26 protein-coding genes are annotated in these 24,817 nt (G+C 39.2%); 17 read left to right on the top strand and 9 right to left on the bottom strand.

The window, feature by feature from the left end:
- Positions 1 to 323 precede the first annotated feature (323 nt).
- Positions 324 to 1,484 (top strand): MFS transporter, encoded by a 1,161-nt coding sequence (locus AC6CH1_RS15505; RefSeq protein WP_251690684.1) that lies wholly within the window; start codon positions 324 to 326, stop codon positions 1,482 to 1,484.
- Between the two features lie 16 nt (positions 1,485 to 1,500).
- On the opposite strand, the gene AC6CH1_RS15500 is transcribed toward AC6CH1_RS15505, so the two are convergent.
- The 5 genes from AC6CH1_RS15500 to AC6CH1_RS15480 form a co-directional block, all read right to left on the bottom strand.
- A complete protein-coding gene (locus AC6CH1_RS15500; RefSeq protein ID WP_251690683.1) occupies positions 1,501 to 1,737 on the bottom strand; it encodes a carboxypeptidase in 237 nt (78 codons plus the stop codon).
- Between the two features lie 119 nt (positions 1,738 to 1,856).
- A complete protein-coding gene (locus tag AC6CH1_RS15495; RefSeq protein ID WP_251690682.1) occupies positions 1,857 to 2,252 on the bottom strand; it encodes a VOC family protein in 396 nt (131 codons plus the stop codon).
- A 113-nt stretch (positions 2,253 to 2,365) separates the two neighbouring features.
- The gene (gene rlmD, locus AC6CH1_RS15490; protein ID WP_339176656.1) at positions 2,366 to 3,727 is read right to left on the bottom strand and encodes a 23S rRNA (uracil(1939)-C(5))-methyltransferase RlmD; all 1,362 of its coding nucleotides are present in this window, start codon (positions 3,725 to 3,727) and stop codon (positions 2,366 to 2,368) included.
- 123 nt (positions 3,728 to 3,850) lie between these two features.
- Positions 3,851 to 4,651, bottom strand: a complete 801-nt coding sequence (locus tag AC6CH1_RS15485; RefSeq protein WP_498318363.1) for a polysaccharide deacetylase family protein — start codon at positions 4,649 to 4,651, stop codon at positions 3,851 to 3,853.
- 49 nt (positions 4,652 to 4,700) lie between these two features.
- Positions 4,701 to 5,600 (bottom strand): TIGR01777 family oxidoreductase, encoded by a 900-nt coding sequence (locus tag AC6CH1_RS15480; RefSeq protein WP_498318522.1) that lies wholly within the window; start codon positions 5,598 to 5,600, stop codon positions 4,701 to 4,703.
- Positions 5,601 to 5,709: 109 nt separating this feature from the next.
- Here AC6CH1_RS15480 and recX point away from each other — a divergent pair, with 109 nt between their 5' ends.
- From recX to AC6CH1_RS15465, 3 genes are read left to right on the top strand one after another with little or no spacing between them, the layout of a single operon-like run.
- On the top strand, positions 5,710 to 6,525 hold the full coding sequence (recX, locus tag AC6CH1_RS15475; protein WP_251690680.1) for a recombination regulator RecX: 816 nt from the start codon (positions 5,710 to 5,712) through the stop codon (positions 6,523 to 6,525).
- Positions 6,518 to 6,847 carry a YfhH family protein gene (locus AC6CH1_RS15470; protein WP_251690679.1) on the top strand — a complete coding sequence of 110 codons (330 nt, stop codon included), beginning with the start codon at positions 6,518 to 6,520 and terminating at the stop codon, positions 6,845 to 6,847. The genes recX and AC6CH1_RS15470 overlap by 8 nt, the downstream gene beginning before the upstream one ends.
- A gap of 1 nt (position 6,848) precedes the next feature.
- Positions 6,849 to 7,118: a YfhJ family protein gene (locus tag AC6CH1_RS15465; RefSeq protein ID WP_251690678.1), complete on the top strand. Its 270-nt coding sequence runs from the start codon at positions 6,849 to 6,851 to the stop codon at positions 7,116 to 7,118.
- An 81-nt stretch (positions 7,119 to 7,199) separates the two neighbouring features.
- On the opposite strand, the gene AC6CH1_RS15460 is transcribed toward AC6CH1_RS15465, so the two are convergent.
- The gene (locus AC6CH1_RS15460) at positions 7,200 to 8,189 is read right to left on the bottom strand and encodes a metal-dependent hydrolase (RefSeq protein WP_251690677.1); all 990 of its coding nucleotides are present in this window, start codon (positions 8,187 to 8,189) and stop codon (positions 7,200 to 7,202) included.
- A 114-nt stretch (positions 8,190 to 8,303) separates the two neighbouring features.
- Here AC6CH1_RS15460 and mutY point away from each other — a divergent pair, with 114 nt between their 5' ends.
- From mutY to nikC, 9 genes are all read left to right on the top strand, one after another.
- On the top strand, positions 8,304 to 9,362 hold the full coding sequence (gene mutY / locus AC6CH1_RS15455; protein WP_427713262.1) for an A/G-specific adenine glycosylase: 1,059 nt from the start codon (positions 8,304 to 8,306) through the stop codon (positions 9,360 to 9,362).
- Positions 9,363 to 9,408: 46 nt separating this feature from the next.
- Positions 9,409 to 9,726, top strand: a complete 318-nt coding sequence (locus AC6CH1_RS15450) for a hypothetical protein (RefSeq protein ID WP_427713264.1) — start codon at positions 9,409 to 9,411, stop codon at positions 9,724 to 9,726.
- A 259-nt stretch (positions 9,727 to 9,985) separates the two neighbouring features.
- Positions 9,986 to 10,534 carry a nucleoside tri-diphosphate phosphatase gene (gene ntdP / locus AC6CH1_RS15445; protein WP_251690674.1) on the top strand — a complete coding sequence of 183 codons (549 nt, stop codon included), beginning with the start codon at positions 9,986 to 9,988 and terminating at the stop codon, positions 10,532 to 10,534.
- A gap of 151 nt (positions 10,535 to 10,685) precedes the next feature.
- Positions 10,686 to 12,410, top strand: coding sequence for an ABC transporter ATP-binding protein (locus tag AC6CH1_RS15440; protein WP_251690827.1), 1,725 nt, complete (start codon positions 10,686 to 10,688; stop codon positions 12,408 to 12,410).
- Between the two features lie 151 nt (positions 12,411 to 12,561).
- The gene (locus tag AC6CH1_RS15435; RefSeq protein WP_079523618.1) at positions 12,562 to 13,581 is read left to right on the top strand and encodes an ABC transporter ATP-binding protein; all 1,020 of its coding nucleotides are present in this window, start codon (positions 12,562 to 12,564) and stop codon (positions 13,579 to 13,581) included.
- The gene (locus AC6CH1_RS15430; RefSeq protein WP_251690673.1) at positions 13,556 to 14,533 is read left to right on the top strand and encodes an ABC transporter ATP-binding protein; all 978 of its coding nucleotides are present in this window, start codon (positions 13,556 to 13,558) and stop codon (positions 14,531 to 14,533) included. The genes AC6CH1_RS15435 and AC6CH1_RS15430 overlap by 26 nt, the downstream gene beginning before the upstream one ends.
- A 32-nt stretch (positions 14,534 to 14,565) precedes the next feature.
- On the top strand, positions 14,566 to 16,209 hold the full coding sequence (locus AC6CH1_RS15425; RefSeq protein ID WP_427713268.1) for an ABC transporter substrate-binding protein: 1,644 nt from the start codon (positions 14,566 to 14,568) through the stop codon (positions 16,207 to 16,209).
- A gap of 83 nt (positions 16,210 to 16,292) precedes the next feature.
- Positions 16,293 to 17,297 carry an ABC transporter permease gene (locus AC6CH1_RS15420; RefSeq protein WP_251690671.1) on the top strand — a complete coding sequence of 335 codons (1,005 nt, stop codon included), beginning with the start codon at positions 16,293 to 16,295 and terminating at the stop codon, positions 17,295 to 17,297.
- Positions 17,298 to 17,313: 16 nt separating this feature from the next.
- Entirely contained in the window at positions 17,314 to 18,204 is an 891-nt protein-coding gene (gene nikC / locus AC6CH1_RS15415) for a nickel transporter permease (protein WP_251690670.1), read from the top strand.
- Positions 18,205 to 18,241: 37 nt separating this feature from the next.
- On the opposite strand, the gene AC6CH1_RS15410 is transcribed toward nikC, so the two are convergent.
- Positions 18,242 to 19,336, bottom strand: coding sequence for an FUSC family protein (locus tag AC6CH1_RS15410; RefSeq protein WP_008405739.1), 1,095 nt, complete (start codon positions 19,334 to 19,336; stop codon positions 18,242 to 18,244).
- 69 nt (positions 19,337 to 19,405) lie between these two features.
- Entirely contained in the window at positions 19,406 to 20,692 is a 1,287-nt protein-coding gene (locus AC6CH1_RS15405) for a glutamate-1-semialdehyde 2,1-aminomutase (protein WP_251690669.1), read from the bottom strand.
- Positions 20,693 to 20,825: 133 nt separating this feature from the next.
- On the opposite strand from AC6CH1_RS15405, the gene bcp reads away from it, so the two are divergent.
- The 3 genes from bcp (at position 20,826) to perR (ending at position 22,887) form a co-directional block, all read left to right on the top strand.
- Positions 20,826 to 21,293, top strand: a complete 468-nt coding sequence (bcp, locus tag AC6CH1_RS15400) for a thioredoxin-dependent thiol peroxidase (protein WP_498318358.1) — start codon at positions 20,826 to 20,828, stop codon at positions 21,291 to 21,293.
- A 23-nt stretch (positions 21,294 to 21,316) separates the two neighbouring features.
- Positions 21,317 to 22,264, top strand: a complete 948-nt coding sequence (locus AC6CH1_RS15395; RefSeq protein ID WP_251690667.1) for a D-2-hydroxyacid dehydrogenase — start codon at positions 21,317 to 21,319, stop codon at positions 22,262 to 22,264.
- 176 nt (positions 22,265 to 22,440) lie between these two features.
- Positions 22,441 to 22,887, top strand: coding sequence for a peroxide-responsive transcriptional repressor PerR (perR, locus tag AC6CH1_RS15390; RefSeq protein WP_079523609.1), 447 nt, complete (start codon positions 22,441 to 22,443; stop codon positions 22,885 to 22,887).
- Positions 22,888 to 22,978: 91 nt separating this feature from the next.
- Here perR and AC6CH1_RS15385 read toward each other — a convergent pair whose 3' ends face one another.
- Positions 22,979 to 23,320 (bottom strand): YgzB family protein, encoded by a 342-nt coding sequence (locus AC6CH1_RS15385; RefSeq protein WP_251690666.1) that lies wholly within the window; start codon positions 23,318 to 23,320, stop codon positions 22,979 to 22,981.
- Positions 23,321 to 23,612: 292 nt separating this feature from the next.
- Between AC6CH1_RS15385 and AC6CH1_RS15380 the strand changes: the two genes are divergently transcribed.
- Positions 23,613 to 24,506 carry a nucleotidyltransferase-like protein gene (locus tag AC6CH1_RS15380; RefSeq protein WP_498318356.1) on the top strand — a complete coding sequence of 298 codons (894 nt, stop codon included), beginning with the start codon at positions 23,613 to 23,615 and terminating at the stop codon, positions 24,504 to 24,506.
- The last annotated feature ends 311 nt before the right edge of the window (positions 24,507 to 24,817 follow it).

Below are 24,817 nucleotides of genomic sequence, written 5' to 3'. Positions count from 1 at the left end.
TTGTTAATTATTTTAACATTCTGTTAATTTTGAATATTTACATTAATGAAGTGTTATGATAAAGTAAACTCATACCTAAATAAGAAGGAGATGGTCGGAAAAAACATGTATAGACAAACTCGAGAAAAGGAGGAAGTTTAAACATTTACGGCTAATTGCCGATACGACTGTTTACGCAACATTGAAATGGAATATAGTGATATTTAAAACCCTAGTTAACTTTTAGAGATAAAGTTAGCTGGGGTTTTTGAGTTTATTTTTATTTTTATTTCTCCCAAAAGCTGTGATACGATGAATTGTATGAAATAAGGGAGAATATTGAAATGAGTTATGAACAGCGCAGGTTTGCTATTTTAGTTATTATTGTATCAATTTCAGGATTTTCACAAGGAATGCTTTTACCTCTGATTTCAGTAATTTTTGAAGGGGATGGCGTTTCCTCAACGCTCAATGGTCTGAATGCAACAGGTTTATACATAGGTACATTATTGATCTCGCCATTTATCGAGCAGCCATTACGTAAATATGGTTATAAACCTATTATTTTATTAGGTGGGGCACTCGTTTTCATATCACTGTTTTTATTTCCATTATGGAAAAGTGTCATGTTTTGGTTTATTCTCCGTCTGTTAATTGGCATCGGGGATCATGCACTGCATTTTTCAACACAAACTTGGATTACTTCAACAACAGCTACACATAAACTAGGTAAAAGCATGTCAATATACGGCATATCTTTTGGTGTAGGCTTTGCTGTCGGCCCATTGTTTGTCCCGTTAATTAAAATTTCGGAAAGCTTTCCGTTTATTATTTCATCGGCATTATGTTTATTAGCATGGTCGTTAATCTTTTTCGTGAAAAACGAAAAACCGGAAGCTTTGGCAGGAGATGCGAATGAGTCGGGTTTCAAGCGTTATAGTCTCGCTATAAAGTACGGCTGGATTGCCTTTTTACCGCCTTTTGTTTATGGATTTTTAGAATCGTCCTTAAATGCTTTATTCCCGGTATATGCGTTACGAAAAGATTTTGATGTAACTTATGTATCCGTTATTTTGGCTGGCTTTTCGATCGGAGCGATTGTTATGCAATTTCCGCTTGGTGCATTAGGCGATAAAATTGGTCGTCACAAAGTCATTGTTTCAGGATTGTTTGCCGGAAGCATATTTTTCTTAATAGGTAACTTCTTCGAGCATTCCGAATTGTTTGTAGCAGCAGTATTCTTTTTTGCCGGTATGTGTGTAGGTTCAATGTTCTCGCTCGGTATCACATATATGACCGATTTGACTCCGAAAGAGCTGTTGCCGACAGGGAACTTGCTTTGTGGTATATTCTTCAGTTTAGGCAGTTTAACTGGTCCGCTTTTAGGCGGATTATATTTGGAAATTTTCCCGAGTAACGGGTTTTTATTTGTTATTTCGCTTATGCTTCTGACAGTAGCCGTTGTCATTCATTTTTTTGGCAAATCGAAAAAATTAGCTATATAAAAAAGCGGACGTTCTCTTAATTGGAACGTCTGCTTTTTACTGAAAAAAAGACTATCGCTGTTAAAATCATTGCTAAAATTATGTAGATGAACACATTTAAATAGTTTACACCACCAAATGTCACAGCAGCTTGAAGTGAGCTTGCTGAAGTAGCTGAATTTTCATCATTGCTTGGGAAGATGAAGCCTGCGAAAGAAGAAATCGCCCAATAAGAAATAATAAAAGTGATCACTACAAATAGAAAGTTTTTCATATTAATACCTCCTGGCGATTTCTATTTTACATGAAAAGTAAAGAAGTGGGGGAGGTTCTGTTAAAATGATTCTCTTAAAAAAGCGACGTAACCTATATAAAAGGTTCGTCGCTTTCGTATTATTTTGCTTCTGGGTCTGGTTGATGAAGACCAAAAATATTATTTTCAGTATCGATGAAATATCCTTGCCAAGCCATACCTGGCAGCGCATATTTAGGCAAAGCTATTTTGCCGCCATTTGCTAAAATTTTCGCTTCGGTTTCATCGTAATCACTTACACCTAAAGTACATACTGCGGAATTGACACTTTGTCCTTCTGCAGGAGAAGGGCCTTGCCGCTGCATTAAAGCACCATTAATGCCTGGATATTGGTCGTCACCAGTAATGGCTCCAAAATACGGCGTGCCTGCATATTCACTATAATCCTCAAAACGCCATTCAAAAGCAGCTTGATAGAAATTTTTCGCGCGTTCCATATCGTCAACATGAATTTCAAAATGAATGATTCTTCCCAAATAGATCCCTCCGAGAATATATTTAATTTAATATTGCGTCAATTGGAGTCTATTTGCAAGTTTTTACCAAAGAGAAAACCTACACAAAAGTTCTTGTGTAGGCATAGATTTTACTATTTTTTTAAAGTCAGTTTCACAACACATTCAACCTGTGCTGTTTGAGGGAACATGTCTACTGGTTGAATATATTCAACGTTGTAAGCCTTTGATAATTCCTTTAAATCACGCGCTAGTGTTGATGGGTTACAAGATGTGTAGACGAAGCGCTTTGGTTTGATTTTTAAAACAGTTCTAATAAAGCCTGGCTCTAAACCTGTACGAGGCGGATCTACACAAATGACATCCGGACGGTAATCTTCTTTTGACCAGCGGAACAACCATTTATCTGCAGAGCCTGGGAAGAAACGTACATGCTGCAGGTTATCGTTTGTACGTGCATTGTACTTCGCATCAGCAATTGCTTCATCGACATTATCCATACCGCGCACTTCACGGGCACCTTCTGCCAGCCACATACCGATAGTACCAACACCGCAGTATGCATCGACAACATTTTCTTTTCCTGTCAGTGCCGCAGCTTTTTTAATTTCATTGTATAAATGTACTGTTTGTTCAGGGTTAAGCTGGAAAAATGCACGAGTTGATAAATCAAATGCAAATTCGCCCAATTTTTCATGAATCGCGTCTTTACCATCTAAAATATAAGTGTCTGGACCAAATATTAACGATGTTTTCTCGCGGTTGACGTTTTGTGTAATAGAAACGATTGAAGGATCAATTTTTTTAATACGTTCAATCAATTCTTCTTTATGCGGAAGTTCGCGTCGTGTTGTAACAAGACATACTTGTGTTTCGCCAGAGCGCATACCAGTACGAACAACAATTGTACGAACTAAGCCGTTTAAAGTTTTCCCATCATAAATCGGGATATTTAGCTTTTGTAAAATTTTACGAGTAGCAACTGTAATTTTTGAAGTTACAGGGTGCTGTACAAGACAGTCATTAATATTTAAAAGCTGATTTGTTCCTTCAGCAAATAGACCTGCATATACACGCTTGCCTTCTTTACGTACTTGGAACTGAGATTTGTTGCGGTAATGCCACGGATTATCCATTCCGATCGTTGGACGGATTTCAGCTGTTTGTCCGATTTCTTTAGCGTATTTTTCGAATGCTTGTACGACGATATCACGCTTATTCATTAACTGCGCGTCATAAGTCATATGCTGTAATTGACAGCCACCGCATTCAGAATATACAGGGCAAGGTGCTTCTTGACGGAATTCGCTTGCTTTACGTATTGCCAAAATTTCTGCTTCAGCAAATTTCGGTGATACTTTTGTTAATTTTACTGTTACTTCTTCTCCAGGAATCGCACCTTTTACGAATACGACATTGCGTTTATAAAAACCGACACCTTCACCATTAATGCCAAGGCGTTTTATCGTTAACGGGAACTTTTGCCCGACTTCCATTTTTAGTTCACTCAAGTTTACACGTCCTTTAAATAGAGTGACTCGCACCAAAATTTAGTGCGAGTCACTTCCTTTTCTTCATCAGTACAGTATAGCGGAAAGTACAATGAAAAGAAAGGAACGCTACTTTTCTAATACGGGGAAATTTTTTTCGTATTCAAGCACCAGATCATCCAATGAGCCAAATGTGTAGCCTTGTGCTTTAGCATCCTTAATAAATTGCGGTAACGCTTCAGCATTATCTTGCGCTACTGTATGCATTAAAATAATGGCACCTGGATGAAGCTGGTTCATCAATGCATCATAAGCATATTTTGCGCCGCGTCGTTCATCTTTCAGCCAGTCTTTAAAAGCGATTGACCAGAACATATGGCGATAACCCGTTTCATTGCCGACTTTCAGAACTTCTTCATTAAAGATACCTTCCGGCGGTCGGGCATAATAAGTCCGTTTGACGCCAGTCAGTTCGTTTAATTTGTCATCAAACTGCTTCCATTCTTTCTTCATTTCATTTGCGGACAAACGTGCCATATTTGGATGTCCATATGAGTGATTTCCGATAATATGGCCATCTTTAACCATCGTTTTTACTAAATCGGTCGCGCTCGTTAAATAATGGCCGGTCAAGAAGAAAGTGGCTGGAGCTTTTTCTTCCCGTAAAGTATTTAAAATACTTTCGGTATAGCCGTTTTCGTAGCCGTTATCGAATGTTAAGTAAACAATTTTCTTTTCTTCATTGCCCTTATAAATGGCCCCGTATTTACTTAACATAGACTCAAGCGGTTCTCCTATTTCTACAGGTGCGCCATTCCGGCTTGGCTTGAAGCCCCAATGAAATTCCTCGGCTTTTGCAACAGATACAGATATAAAGGAAATAAATGTGGCGACTAACACGAAGCTAATCCCTAAAATATGTTTTTTCAATGAAAAAGCAACCTCCTTTTACAAGGTAGGTTGCGTGAAAAGCATTGTTTTATTCATATAGATCACGAATTGCATCTTCCACAGAAATAAACTTGAATTCAAAATTTGCGTTTAACAATTTTTCGGGTAATACATGCTGACCTTCCAGTACGAGCATACTCTTCTCGCCAAGAGCGATCTTTAAAGCAATGCTTGGAACCGGGAACCAATGTGGACGCTTCATTGCTTTACTAATTGAGTGCCCAAATTGCTTCATACGTTTTACATTTGGTGTTGTAAAATTAATCGGTCCTGATAATGTATCGTTTTCAATTGCATAAAGTATAGCACGTGCTACATCTTCTACATGAATCCAGCTAAGCCACTGCCTGCCCGAGCCGATTGTTCCGCCAACACCAAGCTTATAAGGTAATACCATCATCGGCAGTGCACCTTCGCCTTTTTCCAAAATTACGCCAAAACGGGTTAAACAAGTGCGGATGCCTAATTGTTGAGCCTGCATTGCTTTATCTTCCCACTGTGCCACAACGCTCCCTAAAAAATCACTTGCTTTTTCGGTAGCCTGTTCCGTATAAACAGCAGTTTCGGAAACAGGATAAATACCAACAGCACTCGCATTAATGAATACTTTCGGTTTGTGCTTAACGTTTTGTATAATTCGGATGATTTCATCGGTAGATTCCAAACGGCTTGATAGGATTTCTTGTTTTTGCTTATCTGTCCATCGTCCCTCATTTAGCGAGACACCAGCTAAATTTACAAATGCATCCGTATTTTCAACATAACGCTCCGGTGTCGAGTCGTCGTTTAACCATTGCACATAGTAGATGTTATCTTCATTTTGTTGCTCTCCACGCGTCAAAATTATGACTTCGTGACCATGTTCAAGTAATAGCTTACTCAATCTCCTGCCAACCATTCCTGTACCGCCTGCAATTGCAACTTTTATAACAAACACCGCCTTTATTTCTTTTTGTCCCTATTAGTATACCGTTCCATGAAACTATAAGTAAAAAGATGTATACTAGAATGTACATTGTTATTGTGAGGTGTACACGGTGCAAGTTCAGATCATTACAAAAATTGGTCGTCAAAAAAACAATCAAGAGCGCTACAATATATACTTGAACGAAAAATATGCTTTTGCCGTTGATGAAGGCACACTTATTAAGTTCGGTCTGCAAAAAGGCAAAGTACTTGAGCAGATGGAAATAGATGAAATACAATATGAAGATGAAATTGCAAAAGCGTTTAACAAAGCGCTAAACTTTTTAAGTTTCCAAATGCGTAGTGAACATGAAGTGAAATCCAAACTCCTGAAAGCGGGACATGGGGAGGCAGTTGTACAGGAAGCTATTCATAAATTAACGGGCTTAGGCTTTTTAAATGATGAAAGTTATTCAAAAGCACTGCTTGAAACGAGAAAGCGTACGACAAAAAAAGGGCCGGCTGCTATTCGCCAAGACCTGATGCAAAAAGGGATTGATAAAAATTTGCAGCAAAAAGTATTGGCGACATTTGAACATGAGGAACAGTTAAAGCTTGCAATGGAATTAGCGGAAAAAGCCGTGCGGTCCAATACAAAAAAAACTCCGGCACAAGTGAAGCAGAAAATTCAGGATGTGCTGTTGCGTAAAGGTTATTCCTATGAGATTGTTAAAGAAATACTCGGCCAGATTACATTGGAACGGGACGAAGATGAATGGTCCGAGTTAATAGAAGCTCAAGGTGATAAAATTTGGCGTAAATATGCAGCCAAATTAACAGGATCTGATCTTCGGCAAAAAGTTAAACAGGCACTTTATCAAAAGGGCTTTCCAATAGAGAAAATTAATGAATATATTGAACAGAAGGAGCAACAACAAAATGAATGAATTAACATATAGTTCAATGACTGAACAGGAATTGCGTCAGGAAATTGCAAACTTACGTGAACGTGCAAGAAAAGCAGAGCAATTGGGGATTGTGAATGAGTATGCGGTCTATGAGCGTAAAGCATTGATGGCGGAAGCGTTTTTAGTTGATCTTTCAACAATTATTCCGGGTGAAATCTATCGTCTGAACGGATCGCCAGGTGAATTTTTCCAAGTAGATTATTTAAAAGGTCGCTTTGCATGGGGACACCGATTAGGGTCGGAACGATTTGAAGAAGCATTACCAGTTTCTATATTACGTCCAATGAAAGAAGGGAAGTAGCATGGAAGAATTGTATCAAAGATTAACAGAACAATTATTAGCGAAAAATCCTAAATTACCGGCAGGTCGTGCACGTACATGGGTGGAATTATTATGCAGTGATTTCGAGTCGACTTCTGCCAAAGCCGGTGCGGATTACCGCGGCGCGGAATATACATCTAAATTAGTGAGCCAGTTGATTGAAAGCTATGGGGATAAGCTTCATTTATTTGCGGCACAAAACCCGAAATATGCGCAACTTTTAAATGACAGTGATGATACGTTGAATTAAAACCATTCAGCAATTGTGTAGCTTCTTTGCTGATTGCAACATAAAACCACCAGTTGTGGCTGGTGGTTTTCCGTCTTTTATTCAGTCATTGCCGGCTCCTATTTGCAGTCGTTTCTGCAATTTTTCTTCTGTGAAAATCCAGCCGGTATAAGAATTGACAATGTTAAGCTCGTCATCTAAATGGGCGACTGCAACGAAAGGATAGCGATCGTTACTGCGGTAGCGTAAATCGATTAAACGCAGTTCTGTTACGCCGCTTTCAAGCTCTGAAATTTCCCACCGGTAAAGTGGTGAAAATGATAAAAAAGCATCTAAGTTTGGATCTTTCATCGCTTTTTCAACGAGCTCCGTTTTTGGGATAGGCTCAATTTCGAACTTATCGTAAATATTGACGGATCGGCGATAGGCACGACCAACATAAAAGTGCGTTTTAGATTTTGCGGCAACTTTCCAATGGAAAAAACGCATTGTCGGAGCAACAATTACAAATTCTTCGTCCTGCAGTTCATGATGAACAGCAGTTTTAACCGCCTTTTGAAGAGCAAAACGTAAAATATAATAGAAGAAAATAATAATGTACATGACCGTAAATGTGAGGACAGGTTCTGTCCCTAATAACCAAAGTAAAATACCGATACAGTGCATGGTGAATATAATTGGATCAAATGTATTAATAACACCGAGTGCAACCCACTTTTTTGAAAACGGGCGCAATGCCTGTGTGCCGTATGCATTGAAAATATCTACAAACACATGTAAGAATACGGCGATCTGTGTCCATAGCCAAACATTGAATAGATGGACATCAGGTAAAATAAGAGCGAGTACACCTGTTATTAATAGAGGCCATAGTAAAACGGCAGGTATTGAATGTGTAATCCCTCGGTGATGTCGTATATAAACCGCATTATTACGAAGTTTTAAAACCGTATCAATATCCGGTGCCTGTTGTCCGATAATCGTTCCAGCCATTACAGCCGTAAAGGTCATGGAATGACTTGCGACAGTCGGGTCTACAAGTGCTAGGCCTCCGATAGCAATCCCCATGACGAAATGTGTGCCTGAATCCAAATGTATCAACCCCTCGATCTTAAAACCGTTCGAGAACGGAAAAATTTAGCAATAGTATCCACATTATAATATACCCTTTTTGAAGGAAATAAAATCGAATTTTTGGAGGACAATGTGAACTATCCATATACAAAACAATTTCGCCAGGCTTTAGTACAATGGTTTTTGGAAGAACAACGAGATTTGCCTTGGCGTCGGACGAAAGAACCGTATCAAATATGGGTGTCTGAAGTAATGCTGCAGCAAACAAGAGTTGATACAGTCATCCCATACTACAACCGTTTTATAGAAAAATACCCTACAGCGGAAAGTTTAGCCTATTCCCCGGAAGAAGAGTTGCTTAAAATGTGGGAAGGTTTAGGTTATTATTCCCGTGTCCGTAATTTACAAGCAGGTGTCCGGGAAGTAGTCGAAGTGTACGGTGGAAAAGTACCGGATAACCGCGTTGACATTTCAAAGCTGAAAGGTGTTGGACCATATACAGCAGGAGCAATATTAAGTATTGCTTACGGAAAGCCGGAGCATGCTGTAGATGGAAATGTTATGCGTGTACTAAGTCGTGTATTAAATATAGATGCTGATATCGCTTTGCCGAAAACAAAGAAAATTTTTGAACAAGCGGTAACGGAGCTAATTGATCCAGAAAATACCTCTGCGTTCAATCAAGGACTGATGGAGCTTGGAGCATTAATTTGTACACCGACTTCACCGAAATGCTTATTATGTCCAGTGCGTGATTATTGCACAGCATTCCATGAAGGAGACCCATCCAGCTTACCGGTTAAATCCAAAAAGCTGAAAACAAAAAATATTGAATATGATGTTTATATTATTCGTGATAAAGAAGGTCGTTTTTTAATGGAGAAGCGTCCTGAAGATGGTCTGCTCGCAAATATGTGGCAGTTTATTATGATTGAACGCCAGTCAGATGAAAATAGTTTAACCAAAGTGGAAAAACAATATAACGTAACTTTGGAGCACAATTTTAAAGAACCGATTTTAAGTTTCAAACATGTGTTTTCACATTTGAAATGGCATATTGACAGCTATTTAGTCGATGTAGCTGAAGTGAATGGCAAACAGGAAAATATGGCTTTCTTTACAAAAGAGCAAATTGCTAAATTACCGATGCCTGTACCGATGTTAAAAATCTGGGGAAAAATAAATGCATAATTCTTTTATCACCAGACCACAATAAAGGTCATGGAGGTGATACAAGATGAGTCGCAATGAACAAAACCAAAACCGTAATAATCAGCAAAACCGTAATAATCAACAAAACCAAAACCAAAACCAACGCAACAACCAACAAAACAACTTTGAAGAGTTTGGTCAAGAACTAAACTTCAACGAGTTCAACCAGCAAAACCAAAACCAAAACCAAAATCAAAAACAAAATAATCGCCAAAACAACAACCTTGAAGAATTTGGTCAAGATCAAAACTTCAACGAAGTTCAACAACAAAACCAAAAACAGCAACGCGAACAAGAGCAACGTAACGCACAATTCGCGAAGCGTAACAACAACAACTTCTAATGAAGTGCAGAAAGATGTTCTGAAAGTGCAAACTTTCAGAACATCTTTTTTTGTTTTAAAAAGAAAGAGCAGGGAAATCATATAAGAAGCTGAACTTATTGATACTTTGTTTTAATATGTGCAACTATTAAGGATTCGCAATAATTTTCACGCAAAATTGAAAATAATTGCATTCGAACTACAAGTTTTGCCAAAGCATTGTTATAATACAATAAAGACTGCTAGAATTTTTAGCTAAGACGAAAAGGTGGGCTTTATGATGGCATTACCGGTTGAAGGAGAAAAAATCCAAATACATAGTTATAAGCACAATGGTAATATCCACCGTGTCTGGCAAGAAACGATGGTATTAAAAGCAACAAAAAATATTATAATCGGTGCAAATGAAAAAACACTTGTTACTGAATCAGACGGTCGCACCTGGCTGACACGTGAGCCCTCGATTTGTTACTTTCATGCAGAGCATTGGTTCAATATTATTTGTATGTTGCGGGATGACGGGGTGTATTACTATTGCAACATCAGTTCACCGTTTGTGTTTGATAACAACTGCTTAAAATATATTGACTATGATTTGGACGTAAAAGTGTTTCCTGATATGAGTCATGCATTATTGGATGAAGATGAATATGAGCAGCACAGGTTGGAAATGAACTACCCCGAAGTCATAGATAAAATTTTACAGCGGAATGTAAAAACATTGGTAAGCTGGATTGAACAACGTCGTGGACCATTCGCTCCGGACTTCATAGAGTCTTGGACAAATCGGTATATCTTATTGAGTGAAATTCAGGCAAATAAAGAGTAGATGAGACACAAGTAACTTTTTAGGTTGCTTGTGTTTTTCTTTTGGGTAAAGTACATGTGTAAATGCTTAATGGGGAATTATGATATGATAATTGCTGTTGCAAAATTTCTGAGGGGAAGTGTTTTTTGCATTGGATAGTATTAAACGTTATATGCGGTTCGTCAAGCCGTATAAAATGCTTTTATTTTTAACGATCGTAATCGGCATACTTAAATTTGCGATTCCGTTATTTTTACCATGGCTCCTGCAAATAATTATCGATGATATATTACTAAAGGATGGTATGTCTACAGAAGAAAAAACAAGCCAATTATTTACATGGATCGGTATTGCACTCGTATTGTTTTTTGTTATTCGACCACCAATCGAATATTACCGCCAATACTTTGCGCAAAACTTGAGTAACAATATTCTATTTGATATTCGTAAGGAATTGTATGGCCACTTACAAAAGTTAAGCTTAAAGTATTATGCGAATACGCGGGCCGGAGAAGTAATTTCGCGAGTCATCAATGATGTTGAGCAGACGAAAAACTTTGTTATGACCGGATTAATGAACTTATGGCTCGATTTGGCCACTATTTTAATCGTAATCGGTGTTATGTTTGCAATGGATGTAAAGTTGACGCTTGTGTCGCTTATAGCACTACCTTTTTACGCATTTAGTGTAAAGTATTTCTTCGGGAGACTTCGTAGCTTAACGAAGGAACGCTCACAGGCTTTGGCGGGCGTTCAAAGTTATTTACATGAGCGTGTTGCCGGTATGAGCATTATTAAAAGTTTTACATTGGAAAAGCATGAACAGAAGATTTTCGATGAAACGAATGGGGAGTTTCTTAATAAAGCGCTGGACCATTCACGCTGGAATGCAAAATCTTTTGCTGTCGTTAATACCATTACGGATATGGCACCGCTGATCGTGATTGGCTTTGCAGGTTATCAGTTTTTACAAGGTGACCTATCCATCGGTGTACTAGTCGCATTTTATGCTTATATTGAACGCTTGTATGGTCCGCTTCGTCGTTTGGTGAGTTCATCGACAACATTGACTCAGTCAATTGCCTCAATGGACCGAATGTTTGAACTGATGGATGAGAAATATGAAGTTCAAGACAAGCCTAACGCAATGGTGTTACCCGCAGCAAAAGGGAAGCTTCAATTTGATCATGTTACATTCAAGTATGATAAAGATGGAAACACGATTTTAAATGAAGTTGATTTCACGATTGAACCTGGACAAACTGTTGCCTTTGTAGGTATGAGCGGCGGGGGGAAATCAACAATCGTCAGTTTGATTCCGCGCTTCTATGATGTGACGGAGGGAGCGGTAAAAATTGATGATCAAAACGTTAAAGATGTTACGATTGAATCATTACGCTCGCAAATCGGGATAGTATTACAGGATAATATTTTGTTTAGTGATTCAGTGAAGCAGAATATTTTAATGGGAAATCCGCATGCGACAGATGAGGAAATAGTTGCTGCTGCCAAAGCGGCGAATGCCCATGACTTTATTATGGGATTACCAGAAGGTTATGACACGAAAGTAGGAGAACGTGGTGTCAAACTTTCAGGCGGGCAGAAGCAGCGTGTAGCAATTGCACGAGTATTTCTAAAAAATCCGCCAATTCTAGTATTGGATGAGGCGACTTCTGCACTCGATCTGGAAAGTGAAGCACTAATTCAAGACTCGCTTGACCGTTTAGCACATGAGCGGACGACAATCATTATTGCTCACCGCCTGTCTACAATTACCCACGCTGACAACATTATCGTTATTGAACACGGAGAAGTTATAGAATCCGGCAATCATCAACGACTAATGGAGCAACAAGGAGCATATTATAACTTATTCCAAGTACAAAAATTAGATTAAAACTAAGTGACTATGTTGAGATAAATCAGCATGGTCACTTTTTTTATGTATATTTAAAATTACATTTTTTTACGATAATGTTGTAAATTACTAGATGTTATAATATCATATTTTCAAATACTTTTAATCTTCAGAATATTGGGGTGGTTAAATGAGTCGAAAAGCTGTGCTTGAAGTGAGAGAGTTAGAAACGACATTTTTTTCAGACAGTGGAAAGGTTGCAGCTGTCGATCGAATAAGCTTTTCAATTCATGAAGGGGAAATTCTCGCCATCGTAGGGGAGTCCGGCTGTGGTAAAAGTGTTACTTCCCTCTCTATTATGGGCCTCGTACCGAGTCCTCCCGGAAAAATTACAAATGGGGAAATTTTATTGAAAGGGCAAGATATTTCAAAGCTTTCAGATAAGCAAATGCGCAAAATTCGAGGCAATGAAATCGCAATGATATTTCAGGAGCCGATGACTTCGCTGAATCCGTTGTTTACGATCGGAAATCAATTAATCGAAGCGATTCGAATCCATCATCCGAAATGGTCGAAAAAAGAAGCGAGTGCCCGGGCGGTGGAAATCATGAAGCTGGTCGGTTTGCCGCGCGCGGAACAGTTGCTGAAAGACTATCCACACCAGCTGTCGGGCGGAATGCGGCAACGTGTAATGATAGCGATGGCTCTTGTATGCAATCCGAAAGTGCTTATTGCCGATGAACCGACAACAGCCCTCGATGTAACAATCCAAGCCCAAATTTTAAAGTTAATGCGGGATTTAAATGAACGGCTGAATACTGCTGTTTTACTCATCACACATGATTTAGGTGTTGTTGCAGAAACTTGTGAGCGCGTCATTGTTATGTATGCGGGGCAAATCGTAGAAGAGGCACCGGTTAATGAAATATTTAGAAACCCGCAGCATCCTTATACGAAAGGGCTTATCCAGTCAGTTCCGGATATGCGTTATAAAAAGGATACGCTTTATTCGATTCCTGGAAATGTCCCGAAACCAGGTTCCATTTTGGAAGGCTGCCGTTTTGCAGCACGTTGTGAATATGCATTCGATCGTTGTTTAACAAATAATCCTCCGCTATATGAATCGTCCGGTACACATAAAGCAAGATGCTTCTTATTGGATATGGAAGAAGGGGGAGTTACACATGTCGAAAGTGCTGCTGAAAGTTGACAATCTGAAAAAATATTTTCCGATCAGGCATGGGATGTTTGCACGTCATGTCGGTGATGTGAAGGCTGTAGATGACGTTTCGTTTGAGCTTTATGAAGGGGAAACATTAGGCATTGTCGGAGAATCCGGTTGCGGGAAATCTACTACGGGCCGGGCAATTATGCGATTGCATGAACCAACAGAAGGCCAGGTGACATTTGATGGCGTAGAGCTCACAAAGTTAAATAACGAACAAATGCGAAAAGTCCGGAGAGAGATTCAAATGGTGTTTCAGGATCCGTATGCCTCATTAAATCCAAGACATACGGTTGAAAAAATATTAGAGGAACCGTTGATTGTACACGGGATTGGAAATGCAAAGGAACGCAAAAAGAAAGTACATGAATACTTGGAAATCGTCGGTTTGAGCTCCTATCATGCGAAACGCTATCCTCATCAGTTTAGCGGCGGACAAAGACAGCGAATCGGTATCGCCAGAGCCTTAATGACAAATCCGAAATTGATTATTGCAGATGAACCGGTATCTGCACTGGATGTATCCATTCAAGCACAAGTTTTAAATTTAATGCAGCGGTTGCAGGAAGATTTGAAACTAACATATATATTTATCGCCCATGATTTAGGGGTTGTGCGACATATTAGTGACCGGGTAGGCGTGATGTACTTAGGCAGGCTTGTCGAAATTGCGGAAAGCGAATCGTTATATCATGAGCCATTACATCCTTATACACAGGCGCTATTATCGGCTGTACCAATTCCAGATCCGCAGTTTGAGAGGGAACAGCTATTGCTGAAAGGTGATATACCGAGCCCGTCAAACCCGCCGACAGGATGCACATTCCATACACGCTGTCCTTTTGCGATGGATAAGTGCAAGCAAGTAATTCCGATGCTCCAGCAAGTTAAACCAGGTCATTCTGTTGCGTGCCATTTATATGAAACGCCACAATGATAATAGATTAAAAAGTCTAGGGGGTTTTTTTATTGAGGAAAGGTAAATTGTATTTAGTAAGTCTTATGATGCTATTAATAATGTCATTATTTTTAGCTGCTTGTGGTGCTGACGATGCAGAAACGTCATCATCAGAACCAAGCAACGATTCAAGTTCAAATACAGACAGCAGTACGACAGACAATTCAAGTTCTTCAACACCTCAAGTATTAGTATTTGGCCGTGGAGCAGATTCTGTATCACTTGATCCAGGTATCGTAACAGATGGCGAATCATTCAAAGTAACACAAAACCTATTTGAAACATTACTAAACTTCGGGGAACAAGATACAACGATCAACCCTGGACTAGCAAAAGAATGGGAAGTAAGTGAAGATGGTTTAACTTACACATTCCAACTTCAAGAAGGTGTAAAGTTCCATGACGGTACAGACTTCAATGCAGAAGCGGTAATTAAGAATATCAATCGCTGGAAAGGTGGAAAAGAGGAAGATTTCTACTATTTCAACTCTATGTTTAAAGCAGAGGGCGAAGATATTATTAAAGATGTAACGGCAGAAGGAGATTACACAGTTGTATTCACACTTTCTCGTCCGCAGGCACCATTCCTTAAAAACTTGGCAATGAGCCCGTTCGGAATTGGTTCACCAACTGCATTTGAAGCAGCAGGCGATAAATTCGGCGATAACCCTGTAGGTACAGGTCCATTTAAATTCACAGAATGGAAACGTAATGACTCAATCACGATTGAGAAGTTTGAGGACTACTGGCAAGAAGGTTTCCCGAAATTAGATAAAGTTATCTTCCGTTCAATTCCGGATAACTCTGCTCGTTTAAATGAATTAATGGCAGGCAATATCGATTTAGCAGATGGTATTAACCCTTCAGACGGTAAAACAGTAGAAGGTGATTCGACGTTACAACTGATTGAACGTCCATCAATGAACATTGGCTATTTAGGTTTAACGAATACACGCGCACCGTTTGATAACAAATTGGTACGTCAAGCAGTAAACTATGCAATCGATAAACAGGCGATTGTTGATGCGTTCTTTGAAGGACGTGCAGAAGTGGCGGCAAACCCGATGCCATCATCAATTAGCGGTTACAATGATGCAATTTCTCCATACCCTTATGATCCAGAAAAAGCGAAATCATTATTAGCTGAAGCTGGCTATGACGGAAAAGAAATTGAGTTATGGGCAATGCCGGTACCTCGTCCTTATATGCCGGACGGAGCGAAAGTGGCGGAAGTTATTCAGAAAAACTTAGAAGATGTTGGAATCCCATCGAAAATCGTAACATTTGAATGGGCAACATATTTAGAAAAAGCGAAAAACGGTGAAGCAGATGCATTCATGCTTGGCTGGACTGGTGATAATGGAGATGCAGACAACTTCATCTACACATTGTTAGACAAAGACAATATCGGTTCAAATAACTATGCGTACTATACTAATGAAGAAGTTCATGAACTATTAATTCAGGCACAGTCTGAAACAGATGAAAATGTGCGTAATGAATTATACAAAAAAGCACAGGAAATCATTCATGACGATGCTCCATGGGTTCCGCTTGCACATTCTACACCATTACTTGCAGCAAAAGCAGGTGTGAATGGGTTCTTGCCACACCCAACAGGCTCTGATAAATTGCATAACGTTTCAATGGAGTAATAGAAAGTTAAGTGAAAGGGGAGGAATATTCCTCTCCTTTTTTCAACTAGTAGAAACATACATTCATAAAAGGGGTGAAGAGCATGCTTCACTACATTGGCAAACGTCTACTGCATCTAATACCTGTATTACTTGGGATGACCTTTTTAGTATTTCTAATTATTCGTGCAATTCCCGGTGATCCAGCACAAGTCATTTTAGGACAGCAAGCTACTGCAGATGCAATCGCAGCACTTCGCTTGAAACTTGGCCTAGATAATCCGTGGTATATTCAATATTTCGATTACTTAAAAGGGATTGTAACGGGAGATTTGGGGGAGTCATTAAGAACAAGGCAGCCGATTTCTTCTGAAATGTGGCCTTATTTAGCAGCTACATTTGAACTGGCATTTTTCGCGATGATTATTGCAATTATCGTTGGGGTAAATGCAGGGATTGTTTCGGCGTGGTTTCAAAATTCATGGTTTGATTACTTAGCGATGGTGATTGCTTTAATTGGTGTTTCGATGCCGATTTTCTGGTTAGGTTTAATGGAGCAATGGGCATTCGGTATTCAGCTGGGCTGGTTGCCGACATCGGGACGGGAAGAAGTGCGGGATCCGGTTACGGCAATTACTCACTTTTACTTAATTGATACATTATGGCAAGGCCGGTTTGATCAATTTATTGTAGTGTTAAAGCACTTATTTTTACCTGGCATTGCACTCGCAACGATTCCGACGGCGATCATTGCACGTATGACAAGAGCCTCTATGTTGGAAGTAATGCGTTCGGATTTTGTTCGTACAGCGCGGGCAAAAGGTCAGAAAATGTTCGTTGTTGTTTATAAGCATGCATTGAAAAATGCGTTGATTCCTGTTTTGACAGTAGTCGGTTTACAAACGGGTATGCTTTTAGGCGGTGCGATCTTAACGGAAACGATATTTAGTTGGCCGGGAATTGGACGCTATATATACGAAGCGATAGGATTCCGTGATTATCCTGTCATCCAGTCAGGTATATTAATCGTTGCCTTTTTATTCGTAATGATTAACTTGATTGTTGACCTTTTATATACAGTGATTGATTCGCGCATTAAATACAACTAGAGAGGAGGCGCATAGCATGGCTGAAGTTATACAAAATAAAGTTCAGCGAATTGAAGAAGAACGAGTAAAAGGACCGTGGCAAGAGGCGTGGACGAATTTCAAGAAAAGTAAGTCTGCGCTGTTCGGCAGTGCAATTGTGTTATTCTTTGTGCTTCTGGCAATACTCGGCCCTTTATTTGCACCACAAGGTATAAACGAGCAAAATTTAAGTATGCGTCTGCAGCCTCCATCTGCTGATTTCTGGTTTGGAACAGATGATCTGGGTCGCGACATATTTTCGCGAATTTTACATGGGGCACGCATCTCGTTAACGGTTGGTTTATCGGCCGTGTTAATCTCTGCAGTTGCCGGCAGTTTTTTAGGGATTATTGCAGGGTACTATGGACGTTGGGTTGATACGATTATTTCGCGAATTTTTGATATTATGCTTGCGTTTCCAAGTATTTTATTGGCGATCGCCATTGTATCGATTTTAGGACCATCATTGCAAAACGCATTAATTGCCATTGCGGTTATTAATATACCGAACTTTGGCCGACTGATTCGGTCGCGGGTTCTAAGTATTAAAGAAGAAGAGTATATTCATGCTGCTAGAGCAATCGGTATGAAAAACTCCCGGATATTATGGAAGCATATTTTGCCGAACTCAATGACTCCGGTAATCGTACAGGGGACACTGGCGATTGCGACAGCGATTATCGAAGCGGCAGCGCTAGGGTTTTTAGGACTTGGTGCAGAAGCGCCACAGCCTGAGTGGGGGAAAATGCTCGCAGATGCGCGGATGTTTTTACTAAACGCACCATGGGCAATGATTTTCCCGGGACTTGCGATTATGCTGACTGTAATCGGCTTTAACCTTATGGGCGACGGATTGCGGGATGCACTTGACCCGAAGATGAAAAGTTAAAAAGAAGGTGTGCGAAAAATGCACACCTTCTTTTTATTTAGTAGAACTCTGATTCCAAGTCGAGGTTTTTTTCTTCACTATGGAAGCTGCGATAAGAAACGATCAACGTATCAAGATGCTCCAGGTTTTCCTCGTAATCTAATATCCGCGATAAAATATAAAGCAGATGGTAGCTTGAAAACTGCTCATCTTCTGCCGCCTCTTCCTGAGCAAGGGCGATCTGTTTGATAAACTGCTCCATTAGCTCACTGCCTTGCAAATATTCCTCGTGACGTGTCCATTTTGAATGTTCTGGCCTCAGCTTCCCGGTATATTTCAATAACAGTTGTTCGTGGTAGGTTAGCAAGAAATCTAAACGTTCTTGAATAATTACTTGGAATTTACTCGGTAACTTCCCGAGCTCATTTTCATGTTTATGCAGACGAACGAGCAACTCATAGCTTTTTTTCGAAGTTAATAACATTTGGCGGTAAATAACCAGTTTTCGGGCTTTCACATACTTCCGGTTTTTGAAATAGCTGCGTTCTTCTTTGAAAAAACCATACATTGTATCAATTTCATTTAGTCGGGACTGCAATTTACTTACAGCCATTTTCGTTGAAGTATGTTCACTAGCCTGGCGAACGGCTAAACGTGTCCAGCGAATGATATCATCCTGGACAGAGTTAATCATTTTAAATAATTTTATTTCGTATTTAGGCGGTACAAATAACATATTGACAACGAAAGCAGCAAAAACACCCAGCATCACAGTACTAAATCGGATTAAACCAAACATCAGAAAATCATCGCCCGGTACTTCCATAATGGCAATCATCGTTACGAGTGCCAGTGAAACGGATTTTTCGAGCTTTAGCTTCATCATAATGCCAAGGACGACAATAGCGGCAATACCGACAGCCACGATATGATGACCGAAAATGAGACCGAATAGGACAGCAATGGTAGCGCCGATTATATTACCCTGTATTTGCTCTAAAATTGTAAGATAAGAGCGGTAAATAGAAGGCTGGATTGCGAATACAGCAGCAATTGCAGCAAACACAGGTGAGGGTACATTCAGTATTTGAGCTAAAAATAAGGCGAAAACAATTGCAACACCCGTTTTTAAAACGCGTGCACCTAGTTTCATGTTCTTTTCCTCCTTTCTGAGGGAGTCAATGAAGAGAAGCCGCTATAAAATGTATAGCGGCAGTTGTTATTATAGTTGAGAAAATGCGTAATCTACTGCTTTTAACGTTTCTTTCACGTCTGCTTCTGTATGTTCTGTCGTTAAGAACCATGCTTCATATTTTGAAGGGGCTAAGTTGATGCCTTGGGATAACATTAATTTAAAGAAGCGACCGAACTTTTCACCGTCCGTATTTTCCGCCTGCTCATAGTTTTCCACTTTGACATCAGTAAAGTAAACAGCGAATGCGCCTTTTAAACGGTTTAGTGTAATCGTCACATTATGTTTTTTTGCAGCGGCTAAAATACCTTCTTCAAGAAGAGCACCTAAGCGATCCATCTCTTCATAAATCCCCGGTTGCTGCAACACTTCTAGACATGCAATACCTGCTTGCATACTTGCAGGGTTACCGGCCATCGTACCAGCCTGATATGCAGGGCCAAGTGGAGCGACTGTTTCCATTACTTCTTTACGACCACCGTATGCACCGATTGGCAGACCGCCGCCGATTACTTTCCCCATTGCGACTAAATCCGGAGTTAAGCCAAGCATTGTATGCGCTGCACCGTAGTGGAAACGGAAAGCTGTAATGACTTCATCGTGAATTGTTAATGCACCATACTCTTTTGCCAATGCATGTACATGTTCCAAAAATCCTTTGTGAGGTTCTACAATTCCGAAGTTGCCGACGATTGGCTCGATTAAAATCCCTGCAACATCATTGCCCCATTTTTCCATCGCTAATGTAAATTCTTCATTATTGTTAAAAGGAACGGTAATTACTTCTGTTGCGACAGCATGAGGAACACCGGCAGAGTCAGGTGAACCTAATGTTGCAGGACCTGATCCCGCGGCAACAAGTACTTGGTCGAAGTGACCGTGATAGCAGCCGGCGAATTTAATGATTTTTGTGCGGCCTGTAAATGCGCGTGCCACACGTACACATGTCATCACGGCTTCTGTACCTGAGTTGTTAAAACGTACTTTATCCAATGTAGGAATAGCTTCTTTTAACATTTTTGCGAATTTGATTTCATGCTCTGTCGGTGTACCGAATAATACCCCTGTTTCTGCTGCATGTGCAATGGCTTTTGCGATATGCGGATGACCATGCCCCGTAACAATCGGTCCATAGGCTGCTAAATAATCGATGTAGCGATTACCGTCCACATCCCAAAAGTATGCTCCTTTACCGCGGACCATGACAACAGGTGCACCGCCGCCTACTGCTTTATAAGAACGGGATGGACTATTTACCCCGCCAACGATATGTTCGAGTGCTTCTGCATGAAGCTGTTCAGATTTAGTATGATTCATAATTTATTCCTCCAAAATAGGTTACATGAAATGATTTCATATCTATTGTAGTATGTAATGAAAGGGAACGCCAAAGAAATTGAAGCATCGGGCATTGTTTTGTATCATAGAAGAAAATTTTGGAGGAATAGACATGACATTAGAAAATTTACAAGCACCAGTATTTGAATTGCAAAACGAAGAGGGGAAAATGATTTCGCTGGAAGAGTATAAAGGCAAAAACGTTATTCTTTATTTTTATCCAAAAGATTTAACACCGGGCTGTACAACACAGGCTTGCGACTTCCGCGATAAATATGAAGATTTTTCAGATTTGAATGCTGTAATTTTAGGTGTAAGTTTGGATGATGCAGCGAAGCATACAAAGTTTATTGAAAAGCACGGATTGCCGTTTTCATTATTAGTGGATGAGAATCATGAAGTTGCTGAGAAATATGGTGTATGGACACTGAAGAAAAACTTCGGAAAAGAGTATATGGGTATTGAACGTTCAACGTTTTTAATTAATGAAGAGGGTATCGTTGAAAAGGAGTGGCGCAAAGTACGGGTAAAAAATCATATTGAAGATGTGTTAAACTATTTAAAAAATCGCACGAATTAATAGGTGCGCAAAGGGGAATGACAATGGTAACGATTTATTTTACATTTGAACCACGCGAAGATTTAAAACAGCCGCTTTTAGCACAGTTTCCTCAGGTAGATTTTTTATTTGATAAGAAGTTGGATGTGGAGAAACTTGCACAATCCGAAATTTTAGTAACTTATGGGGAAGATTTAAAGGAAGAACATTTACAGCATGCAGACAAATTGCAATGGATTTTCGTTGCATCTGCAGGAATCGAGAAGATGCCGGCAGAAGCGATCGCGAAACGTAATATACTCGTTTCGAATGTTCGCGGGATACATAAGAAGCCGATGACTGAATCGATTTTAGCTCATATTTTATCATTGAAACGTGTATTACCGTTTATTTATGAGCAGCAACAGAAGAAAGAATGGAATAAAAAGGCGCGTCCGACAGAGCTAAATGGAAGTACAGCATTGATTATCGGTCCGGGTGCAATCGGCGGAGAAGTAGGACGTATTTTGCAGGCATTTGATGTGCATACAATTGGCTGCAATCGCTCAGGCAACGAAGCGCCGTATATGAATGAAACATATAAGCTGGATGATTTAAAAGAGCAGTTACCGAAAGCAGATATTGTTCTTTCGATGCTGCCGTCTACTAAGGAAACGAAGCATATGCTGACTCGCGAGCATTTTGAGCTGATGAAGAGTTCAGCCATCTTTATGAATTTCGGAAGAGGTGACTTAGTGGAAACGGATACTCTTGTCGGCGTTTTACAAGACGAGCTGATAGAGCATGCCGTATTGGATGTCTATGAGATCGAGCCATTACCGGCAGACAGCCTGCTATGGGACTTGAACAATGTTACATTATCACCACATTTTTCGAGTCATTCATCACGTTATGTAGAGCGCAGTCTGGATATTTTCAAACCAAGTCTGGAAAAATGGCTCAATGGGGAACGTGACTTAGAAAATAAAATGGATATTCTTAGAGGGTACTAATTGAGAATGCTATATGAAAGAATAAGCCTTTAATCGCTTTCATTTTCAATTAGCTTTTCTACCCAATACTTTTAATTCAATTGGAATAAGCAATTGTTGACAACGCATGGACAAATTCGCTACACTAATTATAACGATTACAAATTAATAATATGTATGAAAAGGGGTGCATGACGATGTCTGAATTGCATTTAAAGGATGCGCTGGACACGTTAAAGACTACTGGTGTACGAATTACTCCTCAGCGTCATGCGATTTTGGAATATTTAATTCAAAGTATGATTCACCCAACTGCTGATGATATATACAAGGCGCTTTGCGATAAGTTTCCTAATATGAGTGTAGCAACAGTTTATAATAATTTACGTGTCTTTCGTGAAGTAGGCTTAGTAAAAGAGCTTACTTATGGGGATGCAGCGAGTCGTTTTGATTTCGTAACTGGCGACCATTATCACATGATCTGTGATGGCTGCGGTAAAATTGTAGACTTCCACTATCCCGGATTAAATGAAGTGGAGCAGTTTGCTTCGCAAGTAACAGGCTTTCAAGTTAATTCGCACCGTTTAGAAGTCTATGGTACATGTCCTGACTGTGTAGCAGTCGGTGCAACAAAAGTTCAATAATATTTAACCTAGTAACGGTTGTTGCTAGGTTTTTTTATATAAAAAACTGGAGCAAAAGTTTAATCACCTTTACTCCAGTACTGTCGAACAATTAATTTTTATTGTACTCTTGATTGAATTCTTTTCCTTCCAATGCAGGATCTAAAGTAAGCGGTTCATTGCAATACATGCAAATATCCACACGACCTAAAATCTTTGTCCATTTCCCGCATTCCGGACAGACGACTTGCACAGCCTTTGTAGACAACAATCCTATCCAGCCGTATACAGCTGTACTGCCGATGATGCAAAGAAGTCCAATTGTCATGAAGATTAATACAAGTATTTGATTATTTTTGAAAAAGATTGCACCATACATAATAACGAAGCCGATGAAAATAAGGGATAATGCAAAAGAGCGGATCTTATTAATTTTACTATTATATTTTTTCATTTCAATTGCCTCCTAATCTAAAATATACTATAACATAAATTGGATATAAATTAGTAGACAGGAAAGAATTAGGCGGCTTGTATATATCCCATAATACTATTTAAAAATGTTAAAATGAAGGGTTTTTATAAATGAATGGCGAAAGAAAAAATAACGGGATTTCTATTATTTGTTTTAAGGAAATGATGGACTTTCATCATGGTTGAAAGTTTATCGATGTAATACTAGTTAATTTATCTTATAGCATCTACAATGACATTATATAGAAGGTAAACTTTATAGGGGGATAACAATGGAACATATTTTAAGACCGATTTATCAGGAACGTGCAAGTCAGCCGGAAACGCTCGGAGTAATATTGATAAACAAGCGTGAAGGTGCTGAGAATATGACCGATACATTTGATTCGGTTCTTTTAATTATTGTAAAAGAAAGTGATAAGCCTATTTATTCGAAACACTATTCATATGGTGAAACGAAAATGGTGATGCATATTTTAACGGAGGAACGGTTGCGTAAATGGATTTTCATTGGTTCGAATAAGCGGTTGGTTGATTGGCTTTTCCACGGTAAAATTATGTTTGACCGCAATGAGTTTCTATATAAACTACGTTCTGAATTACAAGAGTTTCCATTCTTCGGTCGTAAATTAAAAACAGGTATCCAGTTTGCCAAGTTAATCCGTCGTTATAAAGAAGGAAAAGAATTATTTGAAGATGGTCATTTTTTAGATGCGTACAATCATGTAGTTGCTTCATTGCATCATTTAGGAAGATTATCGATTATCGATAGTGGGCATTATCCTGAAGTGACTGTTTGGGCTCAGGTAAAACGTAATGATCCAGCAATTTATAAATTATATGAAGAATTGATTATGAGTAACGAAAGTCTTGAGAAGCGTCTGGAGTTATTGTTTTTAGCCGGTGAGTTTTTAATCAATTCCAGAACTACGGATGGGGCGCAACATATTTTGGAAACAATGCTTGCACAACCTTCATGGACGATTCAGCAATTGCATGATCATCCTGAGCTGAGTTATTACTCTGTAGACTTGGAAGTGTTTGTTGAATACTTAATTGAAAAAGAGTTAATTCTGGTGGATACTGTTATTGCTAAAAACGAAGTGATATTCCACAGGAACTATTATGTAGACAGACTTTATATTGAATCTGAGTATGGGTTATAGTATATTAAGCAGAGCGTTTATAAACGCTCTGAAATTATTTTTAAAAAAGTGTTGACGAAAACATTGAAAGTATTGTAATATATTAAATGTCGCTAAGACGTACTTGAAAAAAACTAAATTACTTTCTCGAATTTCTTTCAAAAAACTTTTCCGAAAAAAGTTGTTGACAAAAAGAAACAGAGATGTTAAATTAGAGAAGTCGCTAAAACGACAACGAAACAAAATGAACCTTGAAAACTGAACAAGCAACGTTAATGAAACAAGCTTCTTAAATGAAGTAAACAATAGATATCAACTTCTAACGAAGTTGA

The organism is Solibacillus sp. GQ1 (assembly GCF_059758555.1).
This window is presented reverse-complemented; position numbering and strand designations above follow the sequence as displayed.

Excerpts from the sequence above, each read along its gene's own strand:
- perR (WP_079523609.1), top strand. The coding sequence starts at position 22,441 with ATGTCTGAATTGCATTTAAAGGATGCGCTGGACACGTTAAAGACTACT.
- AC6CH1_RS15465 (WP_251690678.1), top strand. The coding sequence starts at position 6,849 with ATGGAAGAATTGTATCAAAGATTAACAGAACAATTATTAGCGAAAAAT.
- rlmD (WP_339176656.1), bottom strand. The coding sequence starts at position 3,727 with ATGGAAGTCGGGCAAAAGTTCCCGTTAACGATAAAACGCCTTGGCATT.
- AC6CH1_RS15430 (WP_251690673.1), top strand. The coding sequence starts at position 13,556 with ATGTCGAAAGTGCTGCTGAAAGTTGACAATCTGAAAAAATATTTTCCG.
- AC6CH1_RS15380 (WP_498318356.1), top strand. The coding sequence starts at position 23,613 with ATGGAACATATTTTAAGACCGATTTATCAGGAACGTGCAAGTCAGCCG.
- AC6CH1_RS15450 (WP_427713264.1), top strand. The coding sequence starts at position 9,409 with ATGAGTCGCAATGAACAAAACCAAAACCGTAATAATCAGCAAAACCGT.
- bcp (WP_498318358.1), top strand. The coding sequence starts at position 20,826 with ATGACATTAGAAAATTTACAAGCACCAGTATTTGAATTGCAAAACGAA.
- AC6CH1_RS15500 (WP_251690683.1), bottom strand. The coding sequence starts at position 1,737 with ATGAAAAACTTTCTATTTGTAGTGATCACTTTTATTATTTCTTATTGG.
- AC6CH1_RS15405 (WP_251690669.1), bottom strand. The coding sequence starts at position 20,692 with ATGAATCATACTAAATCTGAACAGCTTCATGCAGAAGCACTCGAACAT.
- AC6CH1_RS15410 (WP_008405739.1), bottom strand. The coding sequence starts at position 19,336 with ATGAAACTAGGTGCACGCGTTTTAAAAACGGGTGTTGCAATTGTTTTC.
- AC6CH1_RS15385 (WP_251690666.1), bottom strand. The coding sequence starts at position 23,320 with ATGAAAAAATATAATAGTAAAATTAATAAGATCCGCTCTTTTGCATTA.
- nikC (WP_251690670.1), top strand. The coding sequence starts at position 17,314 with ATGGCTGAAGTTATACAAAATAAAGTTCAGCGAATTGAAGAAGAACGA.
- AC6CH1_RS15420 (WP_251690671.1), top strand. The coding sequence starts at position 16,293 with ATGCTTCACTACATTGGCAAACGTCTACTGCATCTAATACCTGTATTA.
- AC6CH1_RS15440 (WP_251690827.1), top strand. The coding sequence starts at position 10,686 with ATGCGGTTCGTCAAGCCGTATAAAATGCTTTTATTTTTAACGATCGTA.
- AC6CH1_RS15470 (WP_251690679.1), top strand. The coding sequence starts at position 6,518 with ATGAATGAATTAACATATAGTTCAATGACTGAACAGGAATTGCGTCAG.
- AC6CH1_RS15505 (WP_251690684.1), top strand. The coding sequence starts at position 324 with ATGAGTTATGAACAGCGCAGGTTTGCTATTTTAGTTATTATTGTATCA.
- AC6CH1_RS15435 (WP_079523618.1), top strand. The coding sequence starts at position 12,562 with ATGAGTCGAAAAGCTGTGCTTGAAGTGAGAGAGTTAGAAACGACATTT.
- ntdP (WP_251690674.1), top strand. The coding sequence starts at position 9,986 with ATGGCATTACCGGTTGAAGGAGAAAAAATCCAAATACATAGTTATAAG.
- AC6CH1_RS15395 (WP_251690667.1), top strand. The coding sequence starts at position 21,317 with ATGGTAACGATTTATTTTACATTTGAACCACGCGAAGATTTAAAACAG.